The sequence below is a fragment of the Clostridium tetanomorphum genome, from assembly GCF_017873215.1.
Taxonomy (GTDB): domain Bacteria; phylum Bacillota; class Clostridia; order Clostridiales; family Clostridiaceae; genus Clostridium_AO; species Clostridium_AO tetanomorphum.
In genome coordinates this window covers 1-20,779 of sequence record NZ_JAGGKA010000010.1, presented here as the reverse complement: position 1 = coordinate 20,779, position 20,779 = coordinate 1, and the positions used below count along the sequence as shown (strand labels likewise).

The window sequence follows — 20,779 nt, the reverse complement described above, 5'->3', positions numbered from 1 at the left end:
ATGTGGGTGCTAAATGTAAGCTATCGTATAAATATAATAACCAAAAGGAGTATTTTGATGTTAGAAAAACTTTATTATGAAAATCCTTATGAAAAGGAGTTTATTGCTGAAATTATAAATATAATTGAAAAGCATAATGAATATCATATTGAATTAGATAAAACTTATTTTTATCCTGGAGATGAAAATCATCCTAACGATACTGGTTGCATAAATTCTGTTGATGTAATCAATGTATATGAAAAGGATGAAAAAACATATCATGTAGTTAAAGTAAAACCTTTAAAAATTCATAAAGTTAAATGCATTATAGATTGGGAAAAGAGATATGCTTATATGCAGCAAAATCTTGCTCAACATATAATCTCTGCTTCCTTTTCAGAATTATTTAATGCTAATGCTATTAATACTCATTTTGACAATGATGACTTCTATATTGACATTGATAAAACTATTGGGAAAGATGAAATTAAAAAAGTTGAAGAAATGACCAACAAAATAATTTTAAATAATATTGCTGTAGATATATTCTATGCAACTAACGCTGAATTAAAAAAGTTATCAATAAAAAAAACTACTGGAAAAAAAGATAAAAAAATTAAAATAATTAAAATTGGACATATCCATATAAGTAACTGTACAGGAATATATCCTAAATCAACAATTGAAATTCAACTAATTAAAATTAGCAAATACGAAAAGTTAAAAAATGGTACACGAATATATATTTTATGTGGTAGTAAGGCAGTATCAGATTTCTTTTCAAAATCAGAAAAAATAACCGCTGTGTGTAACCTTTTAAAATGTAACGAAGATGATCTATTAAGTAAAGTAGAAACTTTTTCAGAGAATTTTAATAAAGTTACTACTGAAAAAAATGCTTTGAAAGCCCAGGTTGCAGAATATGAAGTTCAAAACATGCTCAATTCCTGTGAAAATATAAATGATATACGAATTCTTAAGTCCATATATACTAATGTTGATTTAAAATATGTTAATATGTTAGCAACAAAGTTAGTATCAAATTCTAAAATTATAGTTTTATTTGGAGTAGTATCTGAAAATAAAGTCCAACTTATATTTATGCGTTCAAAAGACCTAAGTATTATAAGTATGAACTCCCTTCTAAAAGATGCCATAACTTTAATTGATGGAAGCGGCGGTGGAAGTGACTTTTCTGCACAAGGTGGAGGTAAAAACAATAATAATTTAGATTCATCTATAGAATATGCATATAATAAAGTTAAAACTTCTATATTGTCTGACTGTATATAAACTAAACTTGTTAAGGCTAGTATTAATCATTATTTCTATTTGTAGTATAAAATTATAGCTATACAAAAAATAAATAACGGTCTATCTTAGAACATACTGCAATATGTTTTCACTTTGAGATAGACCCTTTTTACTTTCTTATATTGCTTTTTCTAATGTTTCTTGTGAATTTTTATTTAATGTACTATTTTTATATCCATACGCAAAATATATAATTAAGCCTAAAGCAAGCCAAATTCCAAATCTTACCCAAGTCATTAAAGGTAAACTTGTCATTAAATATCCACAAAAGATTACTGTTAATGCAGGTGTATAAGGAACTCCTGGACATTTAAACTTTCTTTCCACATTTGGCATTGTTTTTCTCAATACAATAACTCCTATAGATACAAGAACAAAGGCAAATAAAGTTCCTATATTACATAATTCCATTATTATGTTTAACGGTAAGAACCCTGCAATTACAGCAGTGATAATTCCAGTAATTATAGTACACAATCCTGGAGTACTGTATTTCTTATTAACACTGGCAAATCTTTTAGGAAGCAATCCATCTCTTGCCATAACCATAAATACTCTTACTTGTCCATATAAAGTCACAAGTAAAGTAGAAATCATTCCAAGAATAGCTCCAACTCCTACTAAAGCTGCTCCCCAATTTATACCTATATGAGATAGTGCACCTGGAAGTGCATCTTGTACATTTACTAATTTAAATGGTATTATTCCTGTTAATACAAGGGATACTCCTATATACATTATTATCACTGTGATTAAACATATTGCTAATCCTAGTGGCACATCTTTTTTAGGATTTTGTGTTTCTTCTGAAGCAGTAGATACTGCATCAAATCCTATGAATGCGAAAAATATAATAGACGCTCCTGCCATTATTCCTTTAGTTCCAAAAGGTGCAAAAGGACGATAATTAGCTAAATTTATGTGACTTAATCCTAATACTATAAATATAAATATAACAAGTATTTTAACTCCAACTATAATGTTATTTACCTTTGCACTTTCAGATACTCCAAGATATAATATAAAGGTTATTACAAAAGTTATTAAGACTGCTGGTAAATCTACCATTCCTCCAGCAACAGGTGCTTTGGTTAATACTTCTGGAATAATTATTCCATAATTTTTTAGTATTCCTAGTAAAGTTCCAGACCATCCTGAAGCAACTGCTGAAGCTGATACCAAATATTCTAGTATTAAATCCCATCCTATAATCCATGCTATAATCTCTCCAAAAGCTACATAAGAATAAGAATAGGTGCTTCCTGACACAGGAAACATTGATGCAAGTTCAGAATATGTTAAAGCGCATAATGCACTAGTTATTGCTGCTATGATAAATGAAATTATTACCGCTGGTCCTGCTAACTGAGATCCTTGTCCCGTGGCCACAAAAATACCCGTTCCCACTACGGAACCTATCCCAATAGCTGCCAAATCAAAGGCTCTAAGTTTTCTTTTTAAATTAGTTTTTGATACAGCCTCTTTAAAATCTTTAGTTGTTTTTTTTCTAAATACGTTCACCGATCACTCCCCCTATAATACTTTGCATAATTATAAAAGCAATTAATTTTTTACAACGTGATAAGTATAATTTGAATTAAATAATTATACAAAGATTACATAGAGTGATATAGAATATATTTCAAGTATTTTTCATTAAATTTCTTTAAATTTTAGGCATTTTCATTAAATGTTATTATTTATATAAAGTATTTTAGTTTTTTTTATATTTCCTCTACATTCATTTATTTTAGTATACATTAGTAAATGATACAATATTTGAGTTAGAATTTTCAAAATATTCACATTGAATTATAATATAAGATTTTCTACTGTTAATTCATTGTGTTTCTTCAAATCTATAAAATCTCCATTATACATAAGTAAAGGCTTACATAGATTGTTTATATTTACACATATTATTTCACAAACTGTATTATTGTTAAGTAAAACAAATTCTCCAATATAATAATTTATTAAATGTTCTATAAATACATTACAGTAACTGTAATCTAACTTTCCTAAACTTTCACTTTTAATAATTTCTAAAACTTTAAAAGGATCTCTACTTTCTTTATAACTTCTATCGGAATTTAAAGCATCAAAAGTGTCTACTATAGCTATTACTTTTGCAAATTCATGTATTCTTTCATCTTTTAATCCCAAAGGATATCCTGAACCATCTAGTCTTTCATGGTGCATTAATATACCATATCCAACAGAATTACTAAGATAGCAAATATCCTTAACTAAATTATAGGCTATTATTGGATGCATTTTTATCTTTTTGAATTCATCTTCTTTTAAATTTCTTTTTTGATGCAATATATTTTTGTCTATTTTAGTCTTTCCAAAATCATGTAAAATAGCCGAATATGCTAATAATTTTAATTTATTTTCATCAAATCCTAACCACCTGCCTAAAAGAAGGCTCATTGCTGTTACATTAACTGAATGTTTATATATACAGTCTTCTCCACTTCCTTGTAAGATTATATTTTTCACTATAGTTTTAGGTGATTTTAAATATTCCATAATTTTTTTAGTAAAATCTTTAACTTCTCCTAAATCCGCCTTACCTTTATAATCAATTTTTTCAAATATATTTTCTAATTCTTTAGAAAGGCTTTCTATTTCTAATTGTACTTGTTTTAATTCTTCCTTTTTTTCCCTACTTTTTTTTAGCATTTCTTCAAGATCATATACACTTAAATTATTTTCAAAGTAAACATTTTTCAATTTATTTAATATATTCTCTGTTATTTTCACTCCTTTTGCCACTAAGACAGTGTTATCTACTACAATATCATTAGCTAATATCATTCCTACTTTTAAATCTTTTAATTTCATGCCAATCTTTTCATCACATATTCCCATACCTCTCAACCTTTCCAATATTTTTTATAATTTAAAATATATACAATTACATATACATTATACCATTTATTAATATAGAGTATAAATCTAAGGTTAGCTATTTATATAAATAGGTGCGTCTATAAATAAGCTCACCTAAATCCTCCCTTCAAATATTAATATTACTATATAATACTCTCTAATATGAAATGCAGTGCTTATGTGTTGTTTTTACAAAAACTCTGGTATTAGAAATATTATCATAGAATAAACAAAACTCTATTTAGCTAAATTTAATTTAAAGCTAAATAGAGTTTTTAACTAGTTATTTAGGCAGCTATATTTTAATCCAAATTCACAAAGAAATCTTCTGCATTAACCTTTTCTTTTAACATGCCATTTTCTTGTAACCATTTAATATTGTCTTCCCAAACCTTCTTATCTTGATATAAGAAAGCTTCTTCTTTTGATTCCATCTTTGGAAGCAACATATTCATACTTTCCTTTTCTACAGCTTCTGTAAGAGGGAAACTATCTTTCTGTTGATTATTTAATAATATTTTTAAAGCTTCATCTGGATTCTTTTTCATAAATTCATAACCTTTTTTAGAAGCTTTCATAAACTTCCTTAAAGTTTCTTTTTTTTCTTTTAATGTATTATCGCTAGTAACAAACACTTCTTCATAGTATCTTGGTACTCCATAGTCGGATGGACTAAAATAATTGATTTGGTGTCCTTCATGCTTAAGTACTGGCACTTCATGGTTTATAAGTCCTCCAGTAGTAGCATCTACTTTTTTTGTTATCATAGATGAAAGTAATTCAAAACCTACATCTATAATCTTTACTGAATTTGGATCTCCTCCATCTGCTTTTACCATAGTTTTAACATATTCTGTATTTAAAGGATTTCCTGAAAATCCGATAGTTTTTCCTGACAAATCTTTCGGTGAATTTATATTTTTTTCCTTTAAAGAAATTATAACATTTAAAGGAGTATGTACTATAGCTCCTATAGATTTTACTGGTACCTTTTCATTTACTCTCGCCATTACTATATCTGGCTGATAATAAATTCCTAAAGTTGCTTTACCTGCTGCTGGTAATGTTAATGGATCTGTTGGATTAGAAGGAAATTTTATATTAACCTTTAATCCTTCTTCTTCATAATATCCTTTTTCCATAGCTGCATATATAAAGCTATGTATTGCATTTGGATACCAATCTAATACTAAATCCACTTCTTCTAACTTTTTGTTATCAGTTAAAGTTTTGTCTTCTGACTTTCCTGCACAACCTGTAAGAGTTATTAATAAAAATACTAATACTAAAGATAAATACTTAAATTTTTTCACACTTCATTCCTCCATTTAATTATCTTATTCTCTAAAACATTCACTATTAAAACAAATATTAAAGCAACAAAGGATAGAATTACTATGGGAGCAAATACACCAGCTCCATCTAACTGAGTCATCATCCTTTTACTAAAATATCCAAGACCAGATTGAGAGCCCAGCCACTCACTAATAGCAGCACCAATTACACTAAGTGGCATAGCTATTTTTAAAGCTGAAAAAAAATATGGCAATGCAGACGGAAGTTTTAATTTAATAAATATTTGTTTTTCACTAGCACCATAGGTGATTAAAAGTTCTTCCATTTCCCTTTTAGTTGAACGAAGTCCATCATAGACATTTACAGTTATAGGAAAAAAAGTTATAAGTATAGTTACTAAAATTTTACTCCATATAGTATATCCAAACCAAAGCACAAATATTGGTGCTAAAGCAGTTATAGGAATTGTTTGAGTTACCACTACTATAGGATATATAGCCTTTTCAATCTTTTCACTTAACGCCATAGCTATAGCTAACGCTACTCCTAAAACTATAGAAACTAGAAGTCCTAAAAAAGTAACCGCTAAAGTTGCTGGAAGATGTACTTTAAAAAGTGGTTCCCTTAAAATCCAAGCTTTCTCTATTATTTTAATTGGCGAAGGTAATATGTACATAGCATTTATATATCTTGCAAGTCCTTCCCAAAATATAAAAAATATAATACTCACTATTATTGATGATGAATATTTTTTCATAGCTGAACCCTCTGCTTTAACTCATTTACTAATTCTTCTTTTATATTTAATATTTCAGGTTCACTTAACATATGTCTATTTCTTGGATAAATGACGGGAACTATTACTTCCTTTAATTTAGTTATAGGTTTTTCAGAAACAACAAATATTCTACTAGATAAAAATAATGCTTCTTCTACATCATGGGTTATAAATAATATGGTTTTCTTTAAATTTGCCCACTGTTCTAAAATCCATTCCTGCATAGATATTTTAGTTATAGCATCTAAAGCACTGAAAGGTTCATCTAGAAGCATAATATCAGAGCCAGTAAGTAAAGTTCTTATAAAAGATACCCTTTGTCTCATTCCTCCAGATAAATCCTTTGGGTATTTATCCTTATACTCACCAAGTCCAAAGGAAGTTAAAAACTTTTCAGCTTCTTTTTTAGCCTCCTTTAAATTTTCTCCTTGAATCTCCAACGGTAAACAAGCATTTTCTAAAATAGTCCTCCAGGGTATAAGCAAATCCCTTTGAGGCATATATCCTATATATCCTCTTAAATTATTTATGTTTTTATCATTTACAAAAATATTTCCGCTTTCAACCTTCTCAAGACCAGTAATCAGTCTAAAAATTGTACTTTTCCCACAACCACTAGGTCCTATTATACTTATAAATTCTCCTCCATTTACATGAAAACTTAAGTTTTCTATAATATATTCTTTTTCATTACTATATTTAAAATTTACATCACAAAACCTTAACATAAAAAGCTACATCCCCTTATTATAGGACATTTCCCAGAACATATATTCATATTTACTAGTATTAATAAATATTTCCTCTAATTTTTTAAGTTCCTTTTCTGACATATCCCTTGCAAGTTCATCTGTTAAATCTATAACCCACTGAGTTAACTCTTCATATTCCTTTGATATGTACCCTCTTATCCATTCACCATAAAATTCATGTTCTGTGGAATTAGGAACCTTACTTAAATTCCTTCCAATTTCTAAATAGCTCCACATACAAGAAAGCAGTGATACTGTAAGATCTGCTAAATTACCTGTATGAGATACTGCAAGCATATAGTGAGTGTAGGAAATATTATCAAGACTAGCCTTAGCATCCTTTATTTCTTCCTGGCTAATTCCAAGTCTTTTCATATAGGATCTATGGATACTCATTTCACCATTTAGTATGCCATTTACCATAGAAGAAAATCCCTGCATAACCTCTTCTGTATCTGCTTTAACAATTCCTAATGCGTAAATCTTAGCATAGTCTAATAGATAAAGGTAATCTTGAATCATATAATATTTAAACTTGTCTACCTCTAAAGTTCCATCTCCTATTCCTTTCACAAAAGGATGTTCATAATAAGACTGCCAAATTTCTTTTACACTTTCATATAATCTTTCTGAAAACTTCATTTTAAAACCCCCTACTTTTTTAAAGTAAAAAGGCACAAACCTAAAAGAGGTTTGTACCTATATTCTTCAAAAATATATAAAGCCTCTTCCTACGCTGGTATTAACCAGATCAGGTTATAGGGTCTAAGAATTTCGTTCTTACTCTCAGCTGGCAACACCAGCCCCCCTGGGATTATTAATTTCACTATTAAATTATTTTTCATTACCTATTCATATTACTACAATATAGCTATATGGTCAATAGACATATTAAGTATATATCTAGTTTCCCATTTTTATTAATAATTTCAATTGTAATTTATTCATTATTTTACAATATTTTTATAAATTATTCATAACACTAATACACATAATAAAAATGTTACGTTAATTTAAAAATTATAAAAATTTAAGGAGGCAACAACATGTTTAGACAAAACGGAAAAAAAACTATGGCATTAAGTCTTTCACTAGTGCTAGGGATAAGTTCTACTGTTTTTGCATCATCTACACCAGAATTTAAAGAAGTTACACAACCTATTAATAAAACAGAAAAACAGAATGAAAGTATACAACCTGACAATAATAAATTTAAAGATACAAAATTTGAAGGACTTTCATCAATAAAAGAATTAAGATTAACAACTGAAGACATTGAAGCTGCCAAAAAATCTGGTAAAACTATATTTGATATAGAAAAAGAAAAAAATGGCATGACCCCTGAACAAGTTAGATCAATAATTATTAAAGCCAAAACTGATGACATAAATAAAAAAGTTACTGAGGGTAACCTAACTAGAGAAAAAGCTGACATGATTATATCAAAAATGAAGTTAAACATAGAAAGATGGGATGGAAACTTTAAGTCAGCTCCAAAAACAAATTTAAAAGAAACACCAGAAGACAATAGATAAAAATTTATAAAAAATAATAAAGAATAAATATGGTAAATTTAAAATAATAACTATTATAAAAAATTATACCTATTTATTCTTTATTATTTGAAAACAATTATCTGTCAATAATTACTCGTCTACATTTTTTATTAAATTATGATTTAAAATATCATCAGAATACTTCAGTTGCTTTAAAGCATTTTCTTTCATAATTTTTAACTCCGGTGTTTCAGAAATTATTTTACCTGATTTAATATCATAATAGGTGTTTGTCCATGAAACATAAAAAATCTTTCCATCAGTAAAAGATCCATTTCTAAACACTACCTTTTCCTCAGAAGTATTTAATATATCTTTTCCAAACATATACTTATTAGATAAATTAAATAAATTTGCTAAGGTAGGATACAAGTCCATTTGTCCTGAATAAGTATGATTAACACCTTTATACTCATCCTTAGGAAAATGTATTATCATAGGTACCTTTTGATACTGATACCATTGTAAATCTGTAGTATTTTTAACACCTTCAAACTCATATAATTGTTGGATATTATCTTTGGGAATAGCATTATGGTCTCCATAAATAACAACAATGGAATTATCAAGTATACCCTCTTTTTGAAGCTTGTCCAGGAACATTCCTAATTGAGCATCCGTATAATGAATTCCTTTTAAATAATTTCCTAAAAGAGTATTCTCATAGTTTCCCACATTGAAATCTCCATAACCACTCACATCATCATAAGGAAAATGACTGCTCAATGTTACCATAAAAGAATAAAAGGGACTTTTTAATTGTTTTATTTTATCTATAGATTGATTAAAAAATGACTTATCACTTAATCCAAGTCCTACCTTGTCATCTAGTTTAAAACTATGTTCACCATAAAAGTTATCAAAGCCTTCTGTATTATACATAACATTTCTATTCCAAAATCCTTCTATATATCCATGAAATGCAGCAGTAGTATATCCATTGTCTTTTAGCAACTTAGGTAATGAATTAAGTGTATTCCCCGTATATTGATAATATGCTGATCCAGAAGCTGCTGGATATAATGAATTATTAGACATAAATTCCGCATCAGATGTATTTCCTGCTGCTACTTGATAAAAATAATTATCAAAATACATACTTTTATTTATCCACTTATTTAAATTTGGAGTGATTTCCTCACCATTTACTTTATTGTTAATCACAAATTGCTGAAGAGCTTCTACTTGAATAACTATTAAATTCTTTCCAGAACCTACTCCAGTAAAATTTATTTCTTTGGACTCATTTTTATTTGATAAAAAAGTTACAATTTCATTTTTTCTGTCTTCGGGAATTTTTTTAGTGTTGTTTATTTTGTTAGTGATAAAATTATATCCATCTAAAATATGAAAATTAATATTTCCTAATACTTTTGTCAAATAAAGCTTATTACTCATAGTTTTAATTAATAAGGGCTGTTCTTTAGAAAGCGCATAAATAAATTTTCCATCAAATGCAACACCTAATGAAATCAATAACATAAAAATCATCAATCTCAATCTTAAGGATAACTCTTTTCTATTAACCTTCTTCATAAATATTATTAATGGAATAAATAATATTACATCTATTAAATAAAAAAAATCTTTTACACTTATTAAAGCTCCTATACTTGATGATACATCTTTTAGTAAAAAGCTATCTTTAATTGCCCCTATTGAAATAACATCTTTAAAATAACGATAGTAAACTGTATCCGCAAATAAAATAATACTAATGATTATGTTAACTATATAAAGAAAATTTATCCTAGCATTATTTTTAAATAAATAGGATATAGCTACAATAGGCAATATAGAAGCTATAACCGGTGGCTGTAGAATCCTTGCATCAAAATACTCCGGAGAAATTTGTTTACCATAATATAATACCTTTGCTATAACTATAAATAAAAATAAAAAAACTTCCCAGTACTGTATCCACTGTAACTCCATATTGTGAAATAAATTACGTGATCTATTCTGCTCTATGTTTTTAATAATCATTCCTGCCTCCAACAATAATCTTATTTACTTATAAATAATACTACTAACTTAACATGACAGCTATATCACAGTATTGTTAATAAATTGTAAACAACAGCTAAAATATTTTCATTCTATTGAAAAAGCTCTTCAATTTCCTTTTGATTCATACTTGATAAAAGAATTTCTTCTCCTGAAGTTTTATCTATTACATTTTCTATTATTTCCTTTTTCTTATTTTGTATCTTATATATTTTCTCTTCAATGCTTCCCTTTGCAATAAGTCTTATAACTTCCACTGTCTTTCTTTGACCTATTCTATGTGCTCTATCCGACGCCTGCTGCTCCACCGCTGGATTCCACCAAGGATCAAAATGTATAACTATATCTGCTGAAGTTAAATTAAGTCCTGTACCACCAGCTTTTAAAGATATCAAAAATATTTTTGTATCTCCTTCATTAAATTCTTTAACTAAATTTCCTCTAATATCTGCCTTAGTACTTCCATCTAGATATAAATACTTTATATTATTTTTTTCAAATTTTTTTCTTATATTTTCTAGCACAGAAGTAAATTGAGAAAATAATAATATCTTATGTCCCTCATTTATATTATTTTCTACTATATCTAGTATAGCTTCCATCTTTCCGCTGTTTCCTTCATAATTTTCTATAAATGTGGAAGGATCACAACATATTTGCCTAAGTCTTGTAAGTAATGATAAAATCTTTATTTTACTTCTATTAAATCCCTTTTCCTTTATTTCTTTATTCATATCTTCTCTTGCCTGTTGTACAAAGGAACCATAAACTTTTTTCTGTTCCTCAGTCATATCTACTATAATATTATGTTCTATTTTAGGTGGTAATTCCTTTATTACATCTTTTTTTAGTCTTCTTAAAATAAATGGTTTTATATGTATATTTAGTTCTTTAAGTGCATTTGAGTCTTTATTTTTAACTATAGGCGTTTCATATTTTAGAGAGAATTTTCTACTACTTAATAAGTATCCTGGCATAATAAAATCAAATATAGACCAAAGTTCCCCAAGAGAATTTTCAACTGGAGTTCCTGTTAAAGCAAAATATGAATTAGCCTTTATACTCTTCACACTTTGTGCATTTAAAGATTCTGGATTTTTAATATTTTGTGCTTCATCTAAAAAACAATATCTAAATTTAATTTTTTCATAATCACTAATGTCTCTTCTTATAAGAGCATAGGACGTTACAACTATATCTGCTTCTTCAATTTTTTCTATATTCTTTTCTCGCTCATCCCTATTTCCAGATATAATTACACACTTCAAATCTGATTCAAACTTATTTATTTCATCTTGCCAATTATAAACTAAAGATGTGGGACAAATTACCAAAGAAGGCATTCTATTTTCCTTATTTTCATCTACTTCAGACTTTATAAAAGCTATTGTTTGCAAAGTTTTCCCAAGCCCCATTTCATCTGCAAGGATTCCTCCAAAGCCACAACTAGAAAGAGTTTTAAACCATTTAAATCCAAACTTTTGATAAGGTCTCATTATCTTTTCTAAATTTTTAGGAATAACATAATGGATTTCTCCCATATCTTCAATATTGTTTACCAAATTCTTAAACTTTTTATTTTTTTCTATAAAACTTATATTCTTTTCTTTTATAGCCGCATCTATATAAACTGCATTATATCTTTTAAGCAGTACTTTTTCCTTTTCTAAATCTGAAAGCTTTATATTTAAATAATCTATTAAATTACCTATTCCCTGTAATTCTTCATCTATTAAAGGTATAAAGCCTCCTTTTTTTAATCTATAATATTTTCTCTTTTCCTTTAAAGCATGGAAAATATCTTTAAGTTCCTTTTTGTCAATACCTTCAATATCAAAGGTAAATTCTAAAAGATTGTCTTCATTAAGCTTTATACTAGATTTATAACTAGATTTGGTATATATCTTTATATTCTTAAAGCTTTCTGAATAATACACTTCTGATACTTCCTGTAAAAGTTCCATTCCTTTTGACATAAAATTCAAAAGCTTTTCTTCATCTTCCAATACATAATTATAATTTTCTCTTTTAAAATGAAAATTTTCTAATATACTTATAATCTTTTTTTCTCCTTCTATGTCTCTGATTAAAATCCTTTCTCCCCCTTCAACTTCACTTTGAAAAGGTCCTATTTCTATATTTCCATATTTAAAAAGTATATTAGCTAGTATCTTTTCTTCTCGCTTATCAAAATAAACAGATGTATTTAATTCTTCATGATAAAATTTATCTTTCAATTCATTATCTACTTCTAAAACTCTACTTATTTTTTTTAAAGTAGGTAAAACAAAGGATGCTATATCATTACTATAATTTTTATTAAAATTTAATTGTAACTTCTTTTCCTTTAAAAAATAATTAAAAAATGGTTCATAATTCTTTACAAGTTCTTGTGAAGGATTATATATTTTACCTTCATATAAAAAATATTTTCCTGAAGAGATAATAGGTACAGCTATATCTGATGTTTGTCTTAATATTATTTCATCATTCTTAGACTCCATCTTAAAATCTAAGATAAAATCTTCTTTAACAAAAGATACATTACTCATATTTTTCCCATCTATAACTAAATCTATAGTTCTATTACCTAAAGAATTAAAAAACCTTTCTACTGCCTTTTCTGTAAAATACACTTTCTTTCCTTTGAACAGCTTAGCTGAATACATAGAGTAATCATCTAAATTTTCTAAAGTTCTTTTATATTCATATATCTCCCATAAAAGCTTTATTATATCCTTATCCTCTTCTTTAAATTTATGAATATAAGGATTAAGAGTAAATCCCTTTCCAAAATAAGTTTCTTTTCCGCTATGTAAATTTTCCACAAAATCTTTAATATTTTTCACTACATAAAGTTTATTTTCTCCTACTTTCATCTCTAGTGATATAGTTTTTCTATATCTACTATTTATTTCAACTTTATATTCTGTATTTAAATATATTTTTGATTCAGCAGAAGTATTTCTTAAAATATTACTCTTAATTTTATAAATAAAATCCTTAGTTCTCTTTTCCTCTGCTCCCTTTAAAAATTCTTCTTTCTCATCTATAAATTTAAGAAGAACAGCTACAGCATGTTTACACATATATCCCCAGTAAGGACAACTACATCTACTTTCTATATATGTTGTTTCATCTTTAAATCTTAAAAATACTTTATATTCCATGTCATTATCAGAAGATTTAACTATAGAATTAATTTCTGCAACTTTTTCCTTATCCCTTTGTACTACTTCTACTTTCATGCTTTTAACTTGATTATTTTTATAGCATCTAACTCCTCTTGCGTATATTAATTCTCCTGCTAATTCTTTCACTAATTTTCCATTTATATTAAACACAAAAGTCCTCCATTCTTTATTCTAATCTTTAAAATACTAAGTTTATTAACTATATCAATATTGCTTTAATTATATCCATTGTTAAATATTTTAAAAATAAAGTCACATTCTAATTTATTATACTATAAAAATTAATGTATATAAAAAAGACTAAATATAACAAAATTAAGAATATTAAAAATACTAATAGGTAAAGATAATATCAATTAATATTATTAAAGGAGTGTTGTTACATATGCCTAATAAAGTTTATTCTTTTAGAAATGAAAATGGTGAATTAGTGAAATTCACTGTAAAAGAATTTCTACAACTAAATGATAATGAGTATATTTTAATGTCTCCAGAAAACGATACCTCTCATATAGACGTTTATAAGTTTAATTATACCAATGGGAAAGAAGCTTTAGAACTAGTGGAAGATGAAAATGACCTTTCAAGAATAAAATCACTATCAAAAGTGATGTAATCCCATTAAATGTAAAAACCTGTGTTGAATTTCACACAGGTTTTCATATTTTTTACTCATTCACTTTTACACACTCTAAATTCATAAAATAAGTGTCCTTATACACATCACCATGAGAATCCACATAATATTGACCTACACATACAGCTTCATCTGTTTTATCATTAATTATCTCTGATAATTCAAATACATAAACTTGCTTATTAAGTATTTCTTTAGGAAATTTTTTATATGACTCGTCTATATGTGAATATGGAACTTTTAATTTTCCCATATATTTAACTTTTAATTTTTTATTTTCTTTATCTTTAGTAGATAATGCTATATTTTCAGCTTCTTCTTTAGTTATTCCTGTATCTTCTTCTCTAGTTTCTTCTATTTTTTCTACTTTTTCATTGGAATTTAGTTTATCTTTAATTTGATTTGTATTAACAACACTTTTTTCATTACAATTTTTCCAATTAATATATTTATATATTGCAAAAGTAGCAACTGCAATTAATATGACTATTGTAAAAAATAAAATAGTTTTTTTATTTTTTTTATGTTTAGACATAAAATACTCACTCCTTATATTATAAATCCAACCTAAATTATATCATATGTATACTATTTTTAATAATATATACCATAAAATGCATAATTTAATAATATTATTTATAATTTATTCATAAATTCATCACTTAGCTGCCATATAAGATGTACATAATAAATACTATAAAATCACTTTAAAATATTAACTTTTTAGGAGGTAGAAAAATGATTAGTAAAAAATCAAAAATACTAGCCGCATTAAGTCTTTCCATGATGGTGGCTCTTGGTTCTACAGTTTCTGCAGCAACAAATTCAACTACAAAGGAGACTAAAACACCTACTAAAATGATGGAAATGTTTAAAAATAAAAAATCCCGTGGTGATGATGGGTTTACTCAATTAATCCAAAAATTAGGATTGACAAAAGAAGATATTAAAGCTGCAAAAGAATCTGGTAAAACTTTATTCGACCTAGCAAAAGATAAAGGATATACTGAAGAACAAGTTCGTGAAATGCTTATTCAAATTAAAACTGAATGTATAAATAAAGCTGTAACTGATGGAAAGCTTACTCAAGAAAAAGCTGATGAATTAATTAGTAAATTAAAAGAACAGACAGCAAAATGGGATGGTTCTATAAAAGGCTTTAATAAACATGATAAAATGAAAAAAGGTGACAAATTCCCATTAATGGATGAATTAGCACTAACAAAAGAAGATATTAAAGCTGCAAAAGAATCTGGTAAGACTATATTTGACTTAGCAAAAGAAAAGAAGGGCTTAACTGAAGATGAAGTTAAATCTATGGCTATAAAAGCTGAAACTGATAAAATAAATGCAAAAGTTTCTGAAGGTAAAATCACTCAAGAAAAAGCTGATGCTATGATAGCAAAAATAAAAGAAAGAATAGGAAATTGGGATGATAGCTTAAAACCATTAGAAAAACAACATAATAAATCCGATTCTAAAGCAAACTTAAAAGAAAAATCTAAAACAAATTCAAAAGTACAAATACAAGATGAAACTCTTTAACAAATCACCCTTATTTTTTAAACCACAAATTATTTAATATAGATAACCACTAAAACTACTAGCTTTTAGTAAAAAATCACAAAAAGGAGAGAACTCTACCATATTGAGTCTCTCCTTATCTCTTTATTAATTCTTATTCAATATATATTTCTAAATACAATAATTCTAAACTATTTCTTTATTATTTTCTTCCTTTGAATTATTACAACAGCTTCCACCTTTGTTTCCCCTAAACATCATTACTATCATTGAAACCATCATTATTGGACAGATAAATGGCACTATACTTGCAACTATACCTGCAGCACCAGGACTAGCTTTTGCTATAAGTGGCAAAAATCCAACAATGACTATAGGTAGACCACAACAAAGAATCATATGCAACATATGCTTTAACATACTATGATTTTTTTTATTTCCTTTGTTATCTCCATGACAATTCATAATTTTCCCCTCCAATGTACTTTCTATAATTTTAAAAGCTATTTGCTTTAGCTGTATTGTACATTATTTATATAAAGAACATATGAAGAAGATAATTAGTAACTCAAAATATATGTCCAATTATTATTTTAATTTATTCAGTAAATCCCCTTGCCTGCATTTTTTCTTCATTACGGAATAATGCCATTCCTGTTTTAATTTTTTTAAAATTCAACTTTTCATAAAAAATTTCTTTGCCAGGTGAAGCATACAATATAAAATTACATTGTGGAACAGATTGTAAAATGTGGTTAACAATTGATCTGCCCACATTTTTCCCTTGATATTCAAGTAATACCGCTACATCATAAATTGCAGCTTGATACACTCCGTCTGAAATCGAACGCCCAAAGCCGATTAACTTATCATCATCAAAAGCAAATACAACAGTATGACTATTTTCAAAGGCTTTTTTATGCACCTCTCCTTCAAAATACGCCATTCCAACTTTTTTCAATATTTCAGATACATAATTCCAATTAATATTTGAACAATTATGCTAAAATTTCAGATTCATCTCTTCTCCTCCTACAACTAATAATATAAATTTAATAATATAAAGTAAGTATAAATTATTACGTTAGGTAAGATGCAAGTGAATATATTATTCCGTATATGAATATTGACTATCTGAATAATCATTAAATTTATTATTAAAAAATCTTTCTGTGGCTCCAATAAACTCGCTAAATAAAATCCATAAAAATTTTTTACTCTATGATATAAAATAGCTGAGCTTTATTATTTAAGAGCTACTTTACATTTTTTTAACTATAAAATAAAACTTTACTCCTCTATCCGTATTTTCTACTCCAAAGGAATACCTATGAGCAGTAAGAATATTCTTCACTATAGAAAGACCTAATCCAGTTCCTCCTAACTTTCTATTTCTGGATTTATCAACTTTATAAAATTTATCCCATATTTTAGACAGTTCTTCCTCTGGTATTCTTGATCCAGTATTTTCAATCCCTATGGAAATTGTATTACCCTTATCTATCATACCCACATATATAGTACCATTTTCATTTACATGTCTTAAAGCATTAGTAATAAAATTAGTAATTACTTGTTCTATTCTATTCCAATCAGCATAAACCATTATATTTTCTAATAGATTTAATTCTACTTTTACTGCTTTTTCTTTAATAATATTTTTGTATTTTTTTAATGTGAATTTTATAAGATTACATATATCAAACTCTTCTCTTGTAAGTTTAAAACTTCCAGATTCTAAATTAGATAAATCCAACATGTCATTTACTAAACTTCCCATTTTTCTTCCTTCATCTATTATTATATCTAAATAATAATCTTTTTCTTCTTCTCCAAAAATATTATCTTTTAGTGCCATAGCATATCCATCTATAAGACTTATAGGAGTTTTTAATTCATGAGAAACTGCAGCCACAAATTCCCTTCTGGCCTTCTCCATTTTCCTTTCTTTCTCTATGTCTTCTTCTAACTTTACATTTGCCTCTTTTAATGATGTAAGTGCTTCATTAAGATTTTCTGATAAGAAATTCAAAGAAGAAGCCATATTTCCTATTTCATCTTCACTTTTCACATTACATTTTTCTGAAAAGTCTAATTTAGCCATTTTTGTTGCAACTTTATTAATCTCTATAAGAGGTTTTGTTATCATATTTGAATATATAAATGCCAAAATTACTATAAAAAAAACTGCTCCTATTGAAAAGTATTTATATAATTCTTCTATAACAGATACCGCTTCATCAATAGGTTGAAGAGAAGCCAAGGCAAAGATTATTTCATCTCTTTCATTATTAGATGAAATAACAATTATATTTTGTGGTTTATCCTTTCTCTTTTGTGTTAATAGTGTTACAGTTTCATTCCTCTTTTTAAAACTTTGTAAATTGGTAGCATTAGTACGTTCAATCCATTGTTTTATAAATTCCGTAATTTCTCTTAATTTTGTTATATCTAGCTTATTTTTAGTTGGCTTTGTTATTAGTTTTAATTCATTGGCATTATTCAGTATTACAATTTTTATATTATAATTTCCTTCATATTCATCTATAATCTCAACAATTCTTTCATTATTAGTATCTTTATTATAATCTTTTTTAAATTTTTCAATATTACTTTTCAATCCACTTCTTTTCTTACTTACATAAAATTTTTGAAAAAACACCGTTTGAATTATCAATGTGATCCCTATAAAAAGTGCAAACATAATAGTAGTTATAATAAAAAGCTTTTTGGTTATGCTTTTTTTACTGTTTATCTCTGTTTTCAAATTTATAACCAACCCCTCTTATAGTAGTTATTAAGTAGGCCTTTTCCCCTAGTTTTTCTCTAAGTCTCTTTATATGAGTATCTATCGTTCTATAATCCCCATCAAAATCCATTCCCCATATATAATCTAATATTTTTTCTCTAGTTAAAACAATACCATTATTAATAGCAAAATATAGCAATAACTCATATTCTTTTGGAGATAAATTTAATGTTATTCCATCTAAAGTTACTTTATGAGCTAATTCATCAATATGTATTCCATCAAAATAAAACTCCTTTTTTTCCTCAATTTCAGAATGATAAACTCTATTGATTAAAGCTTTAACCTTTACCATAAGTATTCTTATATCAAATGGTTTTTTAATGTACTGATCTGTACCTAGCTCATAACCTAGAAGTTCATCTTCATCTTCTCCCTTTGCAGTTAAAAATATTATAGGTATGTTAGAAATTTTTCTTATTTCTCTACATGCTGTCCAACCATCCATAACAGGCATCATAACATCTAATATTATTAAATGTATCCCTCCATTTTTAAAAATATTAAGAGCTTCTTCCCCATTTTCAGCCTCTATAGTTTCATACCCATCTCTTTTTAAGTATGCAACTATGAGCTTTCTCATTCTCTCTTCATCATCTACTATTAAAATTTTCTCTTTCATTTTTTACCCCCTATTTAAAAAATTATGGTCAATTTTTTCAGAGTACAAATAAAAATTATAATAAGTTATCCAGTACCGTTGCCAACTTTACCTTCCATATTATAATAAATGAAAGTTATCAATATAGCCACTTCACTGGATAAAAAATTTTTCCTATTTCTGAGTCAGATTGTCTTTTATTTGTTTCTGTTTCTTCATTAGATTGTGAATCTTTTGCTTCTTTATTGCTTGAATTATTATCACTAGCTTTTGAACTGCCAGTGTTATTTTCACTACTTGCTACCATAACATATTTATTTTCATTTTTTTTAATCAACGCTTCTGCAGGTATTACCAATGCATTGACTTTACTTTGAACTAAAATATTTACATTTGAATTCATACCAATTTTTATGTTAGTAGGATTCTTTATACCTACAGTTACATCATAAGTAGTTACATCATAAGTAGTTACATTATTACTACTATTACCTACCTGTGAAATATACTCAACTGTTCCTTCAAATACTTTATCTTTTATGGCATCCATTGCATAATTCACTTCATTTTGAGCATCACTTATAGCCTCTATAACCCCATCTACATATGTTAATGATTTTGTATAATTTCTTCTGGTATCATTATAATTGAATACATATGTTTCTGAATCATTTTTCTCAATTATATTTTTATTCTATCCAGTTACTTTTACGATTAAAATGTGTGCTGACAATACAATAATAAATAAAACACTTAAAACTCTGTGATAATATATCCAACCTTTTTTGTTAAAATATTTTCTAAACATAAAATTCAATCCAAGAATTATACTTAACACCCAACTTATCGTTCCTAAATTAATACTTAATACAGATTCCGATGAAAAAACGCCATGAATAAGCCCTGTAAATATTAATGTTATTCCTAAGGTTTTATGATAACTTCTTAATACCCAATTAGTAAGTTTTAACATTTCATTTTTATTTGAAAAAAAACTTTCATTTATTCTTCTTAAAAAATATATAAGTGAAAGTATTATAACTATATAAGTACTAATCCTTGCAAAGCCAATATTTAAAAATTCCTCCATATTTATTCCTCCTCTTTTTATACCATAGCTATATTCCACAATGCTTACTGCACTGTTATCTTAAGTAAACTTCATTTAAAGCTACTAATCACCTAATCAAGTTTTTTATCTTCAGTAAGCTAGAAACTATATTACCTTTTTTACATGTTAACAAGGTGACAAGGTTGTAAACAAATTATTAATAACATTATTTTAATAGCTGAATAGTTACATCAAAATATTTTGACATGAATACTACATATACATAATAAATATCCACCAGCTAAGCTGGTGGTTTTTCTTAAGCCCTATAAGGGCACTTTACCAGCATTGTGCCTTAAGGCACGTATGAAAATCTCGCC

The 20,779-nt window shown here is 27.0% G+C and carries 19 protein-coding genes and 1 riboswitch; of the genes, 4 read left to right on the top strand and 15 right to left on the bottom strand.

Annotated features, from left to right (window positions below):
* The first annotated feature begins 57 nt into the window (after positions 1-57).
* Complete coding sequence (locus J2Z24_RS10885; protein ID WP_035144606.1) at positions 58-1,275, top strand: alanyl-tRNA editing protein; 1,218 nt, start codon at positions 58-60, stop codon at positions 1,273-1,275.
* A 138-nt stretch (positions 1,276-1,413) separates the two neighbouring features.
* On the opposite strand, the gene J2Z24_RS10880 is transcribed toward J2Z24_RS10885, so the two are convergent.
* The 6 genes from J2Z24_RS10880 to tenA form a co-directional block, all read right to left on the bottom strand.
* On the bottom strand, positions 1,414-2,817 hold the full coding sequence (locus tag J2Z24_RS10880) for an APC family permease (protein WP_035144608.1): 1,404 nt from the start codon (positions 2,815-2,817) through the stop codon (positions 1,414-1,416).
* 291 nt (positions 2,818-3,108) lie between these two features.
* Positions 3,109-4,173 (bottom strand): HD-GYP domain-containing protein, encoded by a 1,065-nt coding sequence (locus tag J2Z24_RS10875; RefSeq protein WP_085059176.1) that lies wholly within the window; start codon positions 4,171-4,173, stop codon positions 3,109-3,111.
* 323 nt (positions 4,174-4,496) lie between these two features.
* Positions 4,497-5,507, bottom strand: a complete 1,011-nt coding sequence (locus tag J2Z24_RS10870) for an ABC transporter substrate-binding protein (protein WP_035152161.1) — start codon at positions 5,505-5,507, stop codon at positions 4,497-4,499.
* Entirely contained in the window at positions 5,504-6,247 is a 744-nt protein-coding gene (locus J2Z24_RS10865) for an ABC transporter permease (protein WP_035152158.1), read from the bottom strand. Before J2Z24_RS10865 ends, J2Z24_RS10870 begins: the two co-directional genes overlap by 4 nt.
* Complete coding sequence (locus J2Z24_RS10860; protein WP_035152155.1) at positions 6,244-6,996, bottom strand: ABC transporter ATP-binding protein; 753 nt, start codon at positions 6,994-6,996, stop codon at positions 6,244-6,246. The genes J2Z24_RS10865 and J2Z24_RS10860 overlap by 4 nt, the downstream gene beginning before the upstream one ends.
* 6 nt (positions 6,997-7,002) lie before the next feature.
* The gene (tenA, locus tag J2Z24_RS10855) at positions 7,003-7,662 is read right to left on the bottom strand and encodes a thiaminase II (protein ID WP_035152152.1); all 660 of its coding nucleotides are present in this window, start codon (positions 7,660-7,662) and stop codon (positions 7,003-7,005) included.
* A gap of 68 nt (positions 7,663-7,730) precedes the next feature.
* Positions 7,731-7,840, bottom strand: a riboswitch (TPP riboswitch).
* A gap of 226 nt (positions 7,841-8,066) precedes the next feature.
* Between tenA and J2Z24_RS10850 the strand changes: the two genes are divergently transcribed.
* Positions 8,067-8,555 carry a hypothetical protein gene (locus tag J2Z24_RS10850; RefSeq protein WP_035152150.1) on the top strand — a complete coding sequence of 163 codons (489 nt, stop codon included), beginning with the start codon at positions 8,067-8,069 and terminating at the stop codon, positions 8,553-8,555.
* Positions 8,556-8,666: 111 nt separating this feature from the next.
* On the opposite strand, the gene J2Z24_RS10845 is transcribed toward J2Z24_RS10850, so the two are convergent.
* Together J2Z24_RS10845 and J2Z24_RS10840 are read right to left on the bottom strand one after the other, a co-directional pair.
* Positions 8,667-10,511 carry an LTA synthase family protein gene (locus J2Z24_RS10845; RefSeq protein WP_051593437.1) on the bottom strand — a complete coding sequence of 615 codons (1,845 nt, stop codon included), beginning with the start codon at positions 10,509-10,511 and terminating at the stop codon, positions 8,667-8,669.
* A gap of 164 nt (positions 10,512-10,675) precedes the next feature.
* Complete coding sequence (locus J2Z24_RS10840; RefSeq protein ID WP_242990668.1) at positions 10,676-13,927, bottom strand: DEAD/DEAH box helicase; 3,252 nt, start codon at positions 13,925-13,927, stop codon at positions 10,676-10,678.
* Positions 13,928-14,162: 235 nt separating this feature from the next.
* On the opposite strand from J2Z24_RS10840, the gene J2Z24_RS10835 reads away from it, so the two are divergent.
* Complete coding sequence (locus tag J2Z24_RS10835) at positions 14,163-14,393, top strand: DUF1292 domain-containing protein (RefSeq protein ID WP_035152144.1); 231 nt, start codon at positions 14,163-14,165, stop codon at positions 14,391-14,393.
* 52 nt (positions 14,394-14,445) lie between these two features.
* On the opposite strand, the gene J2Z24_RS10830 is transcribed toward J2Z24_RS10835, so the two are convergent.
* The gene (locus tag J2Z24_RS10830) at positions 14,446-14,949 is read right to left on the bottom strand and encodes a hypothetical protein (protein WP_051593436.1); all 504 of its coding nucleotides are present in this window, start codon (positions 14,947-14,949) and stop codon (positions 14,446-14,448) included.
* Positions 14,950-15,152: 203 nt separating this feature from the next.
* Here J2Z24_RS10830 and J2Z24_RS10825 point away from each other — a divergent pair, with 203 nt between their 5' ends.
* On the top strand, positions 15,153-15,959 hold the full coding sequence (locus J2Z24_RS10825; protein WP_035152142.1) for a hypothetical protein: 807 nt from the start codon (positions 15,153-15,155) through the stop codon (positions 15,957-15,959).
* Between the two features lie 165 nt (positions 15,960-16,124).
* Here J2Z24_RS10825 and J2Z24_RS10820 read toward each other — a convergent pair whose 3' ends face one another.
* The 6 genes from J2Z24_RS10820 to J2Z24_RS10795 all read right to left on the bottom strand — a co-directional run bounded on the left by J2Z24_RS10820 (position 16,125) and on the right by J2Z24_RS10795 (position 20,438).
* Positions 16,125-16,403, bottom strand: coding sequence for a hypothetical protein (locus tag J2Z24_RS10820; RefSeq protein ID WP_035152139.1), 279 nt, complete (start codon positions 16,401-16,403; stop codon positions 16,125-16,127).
* 133 nt (positions 16,404-16,536) lie between these two features.
* A complete protein-coding gene (locus J2Z24_RS10815) occupies positions 16,537-16,884 on the bottom strand; it encodes a GNAT family N-acetyltransferase (RefSeq protein ID WP_111947571.1) in 348 nt (115 codons plus the stop codon).
* 315 nt (positions 16,885-17,199) lie between these two features.
* Positions 17,200-18,705: a sensor histidine kinase gene (locus J2Z24_RS10810; RefSeq protein WP_307861364.1), complete on the bottom strand. Its 1,506-nt coding sequence runs from the start codon at positions 18,703-18,705 to the stop codon at positions 17,200-17,202.
* A complete protein-coding gene (locus J2Z24_RS10805) occupies positions 18,683-19,369 on the bottom strand; it encodes a response regulator transcription factor (RefSeq protein ID WP_035152133.1) in 687 nt (228 codons plus the stop codon). Before J2Z24_RS10805 ends, J2Z24_RS10810 begins: the two co-directional genes overlap by 23 nt.
* A gap of 118 nt (positions 19,370-19,487) precedes the next feature.
* Positions 19,488-19,910, bottom strand: a complete 423-nt coding sequence (locus J2Z24_RS10800; protein WP_146750582.1) for an efflux RND transporter periplasmic adaptor subunit — start codon at positions 19,908-19,910, stop codon at positions 19,488-19,490.
* Between the two features lie 132 nt (positions 19,911-20,042).
* Positions 20,043-20,438, bottom strand: a complete 396-nt coding sequence (locus J2Z24_RS10795; RefSeq protein ID WP_035152128.1) for a hypothetical protein — start codon at positions 20,436-20,438, stop codon at positions 20,043-20,045.
* Positions 20,439-20,779 lie beyond the last annotated feature (341 nt).

What these genes read in the sequence shown, in the direction of transcription:
- J2Z24_RS10885 (WP_035144606.1), top strand. Translation starts at nt 58, where the DNA reads ATGTTAGAAAAACTTTATTATGAAAATCCTTATGAAAAGGAGTTTATT.
- J2Z24_RS10875 (WP_085059176.1), bottom strand. Translation starts at nt 4,173, where the DNA reads ATGGGAATATGTGATGAAAAGATTGGCATGAAATTAAAAGATTTAAAA.
- J2Z24_RS10865 (WP_035152158.1), bottom strand. Translation starts at nt 6,247, where the DNA reads ATGAAAAAATATTCATCATCAATAATAGTGAGTATTATATTTTTTATA.
- J2Z24_RS10860 (WP_035152155.1), bottom strand. Translation starts at nt 6,996, where the DNA reads ATGTTAAGGTTTTGTGATGTAAATTTTAAATATAGTAATGAAAAAGAA.
- tenA (WP_035152152.1), bottom strand. Translation starts at nt 7,662, where the DNA reads ATGAAGTTTTCAGAAAGATTATATGAAAGTGTAAAAGAAATTTGGCAG.
- J2Z24_RS10850 (WP_035152150.1), top strand. Translation starts at nt 8,067, where the DNA reads ATGTTTAGACAAAACGGAAAAAAAACTATGGCATTAAGTCTTTCACTA.
- J2Z24_RS10845 (WP_051593437.1), bottom strand. Translation starts at nt 10,511, where the DNA reads ATGGAGTTACAGTGGATACAGTACTGGGAAGTTTTTTTATTTTTATTT.
- J2Z24_RS10835 (WP_035152144.1), top strand. Translation starts at nt 14,163, where the DNA reads ATGCCTAATAAAGTTTATTCTTTTAGAAATGAAAATGGTGAATTAGTG.
- J2Z24_RS10830 (WP_051593436.1), bottom strand. Translation starts at nt 14,949, where the DNA reads ATGTCTAAACATAAAAAAAATAAAAAAACTATTTTATTTTTTACAATA.
- J2Z24_RS10825 (WP_035152142.1), top strand. Translation starts at nt 15,153, where the DNA reads ATGATTAGTAAAAAATCAAAAATACTAGCCGCATTAAGTCTTTCCATG.
- J2Z24_RS10820 (WP_035152139.1), bottom strand. Translation starts at nt 16,403, where the DNA reads ATGAATTGTCATGGAGATAACAAAGGAAATAAAAAAAATCATAGTATG.
- J2Z24_RS10815 (WP_111947571.1), bottom strand. Translation starts at nt 16,884, where the DNA reads ATGGCGTATTTTGAAGGAGAGGTGCATAAAAAAGCCTTTGAAAATAGT.
- J2Z24_RS10805 (WP_035152133.1), bottom strand. Translation starts at nt 19,369, where the DNA reads ATGAAAGAGAAAATTTTAATAGTAGATGATGAAGAGAGAATGAGAAAG.
- J2Z24_RS10795 (WP_035152128.1), bottom strand. Translation starts at nt 20,438, where the DNA reads ATGGAGGAATTTTTAAATATTGGCTTTGCAAGGATTAGTACTTATATA.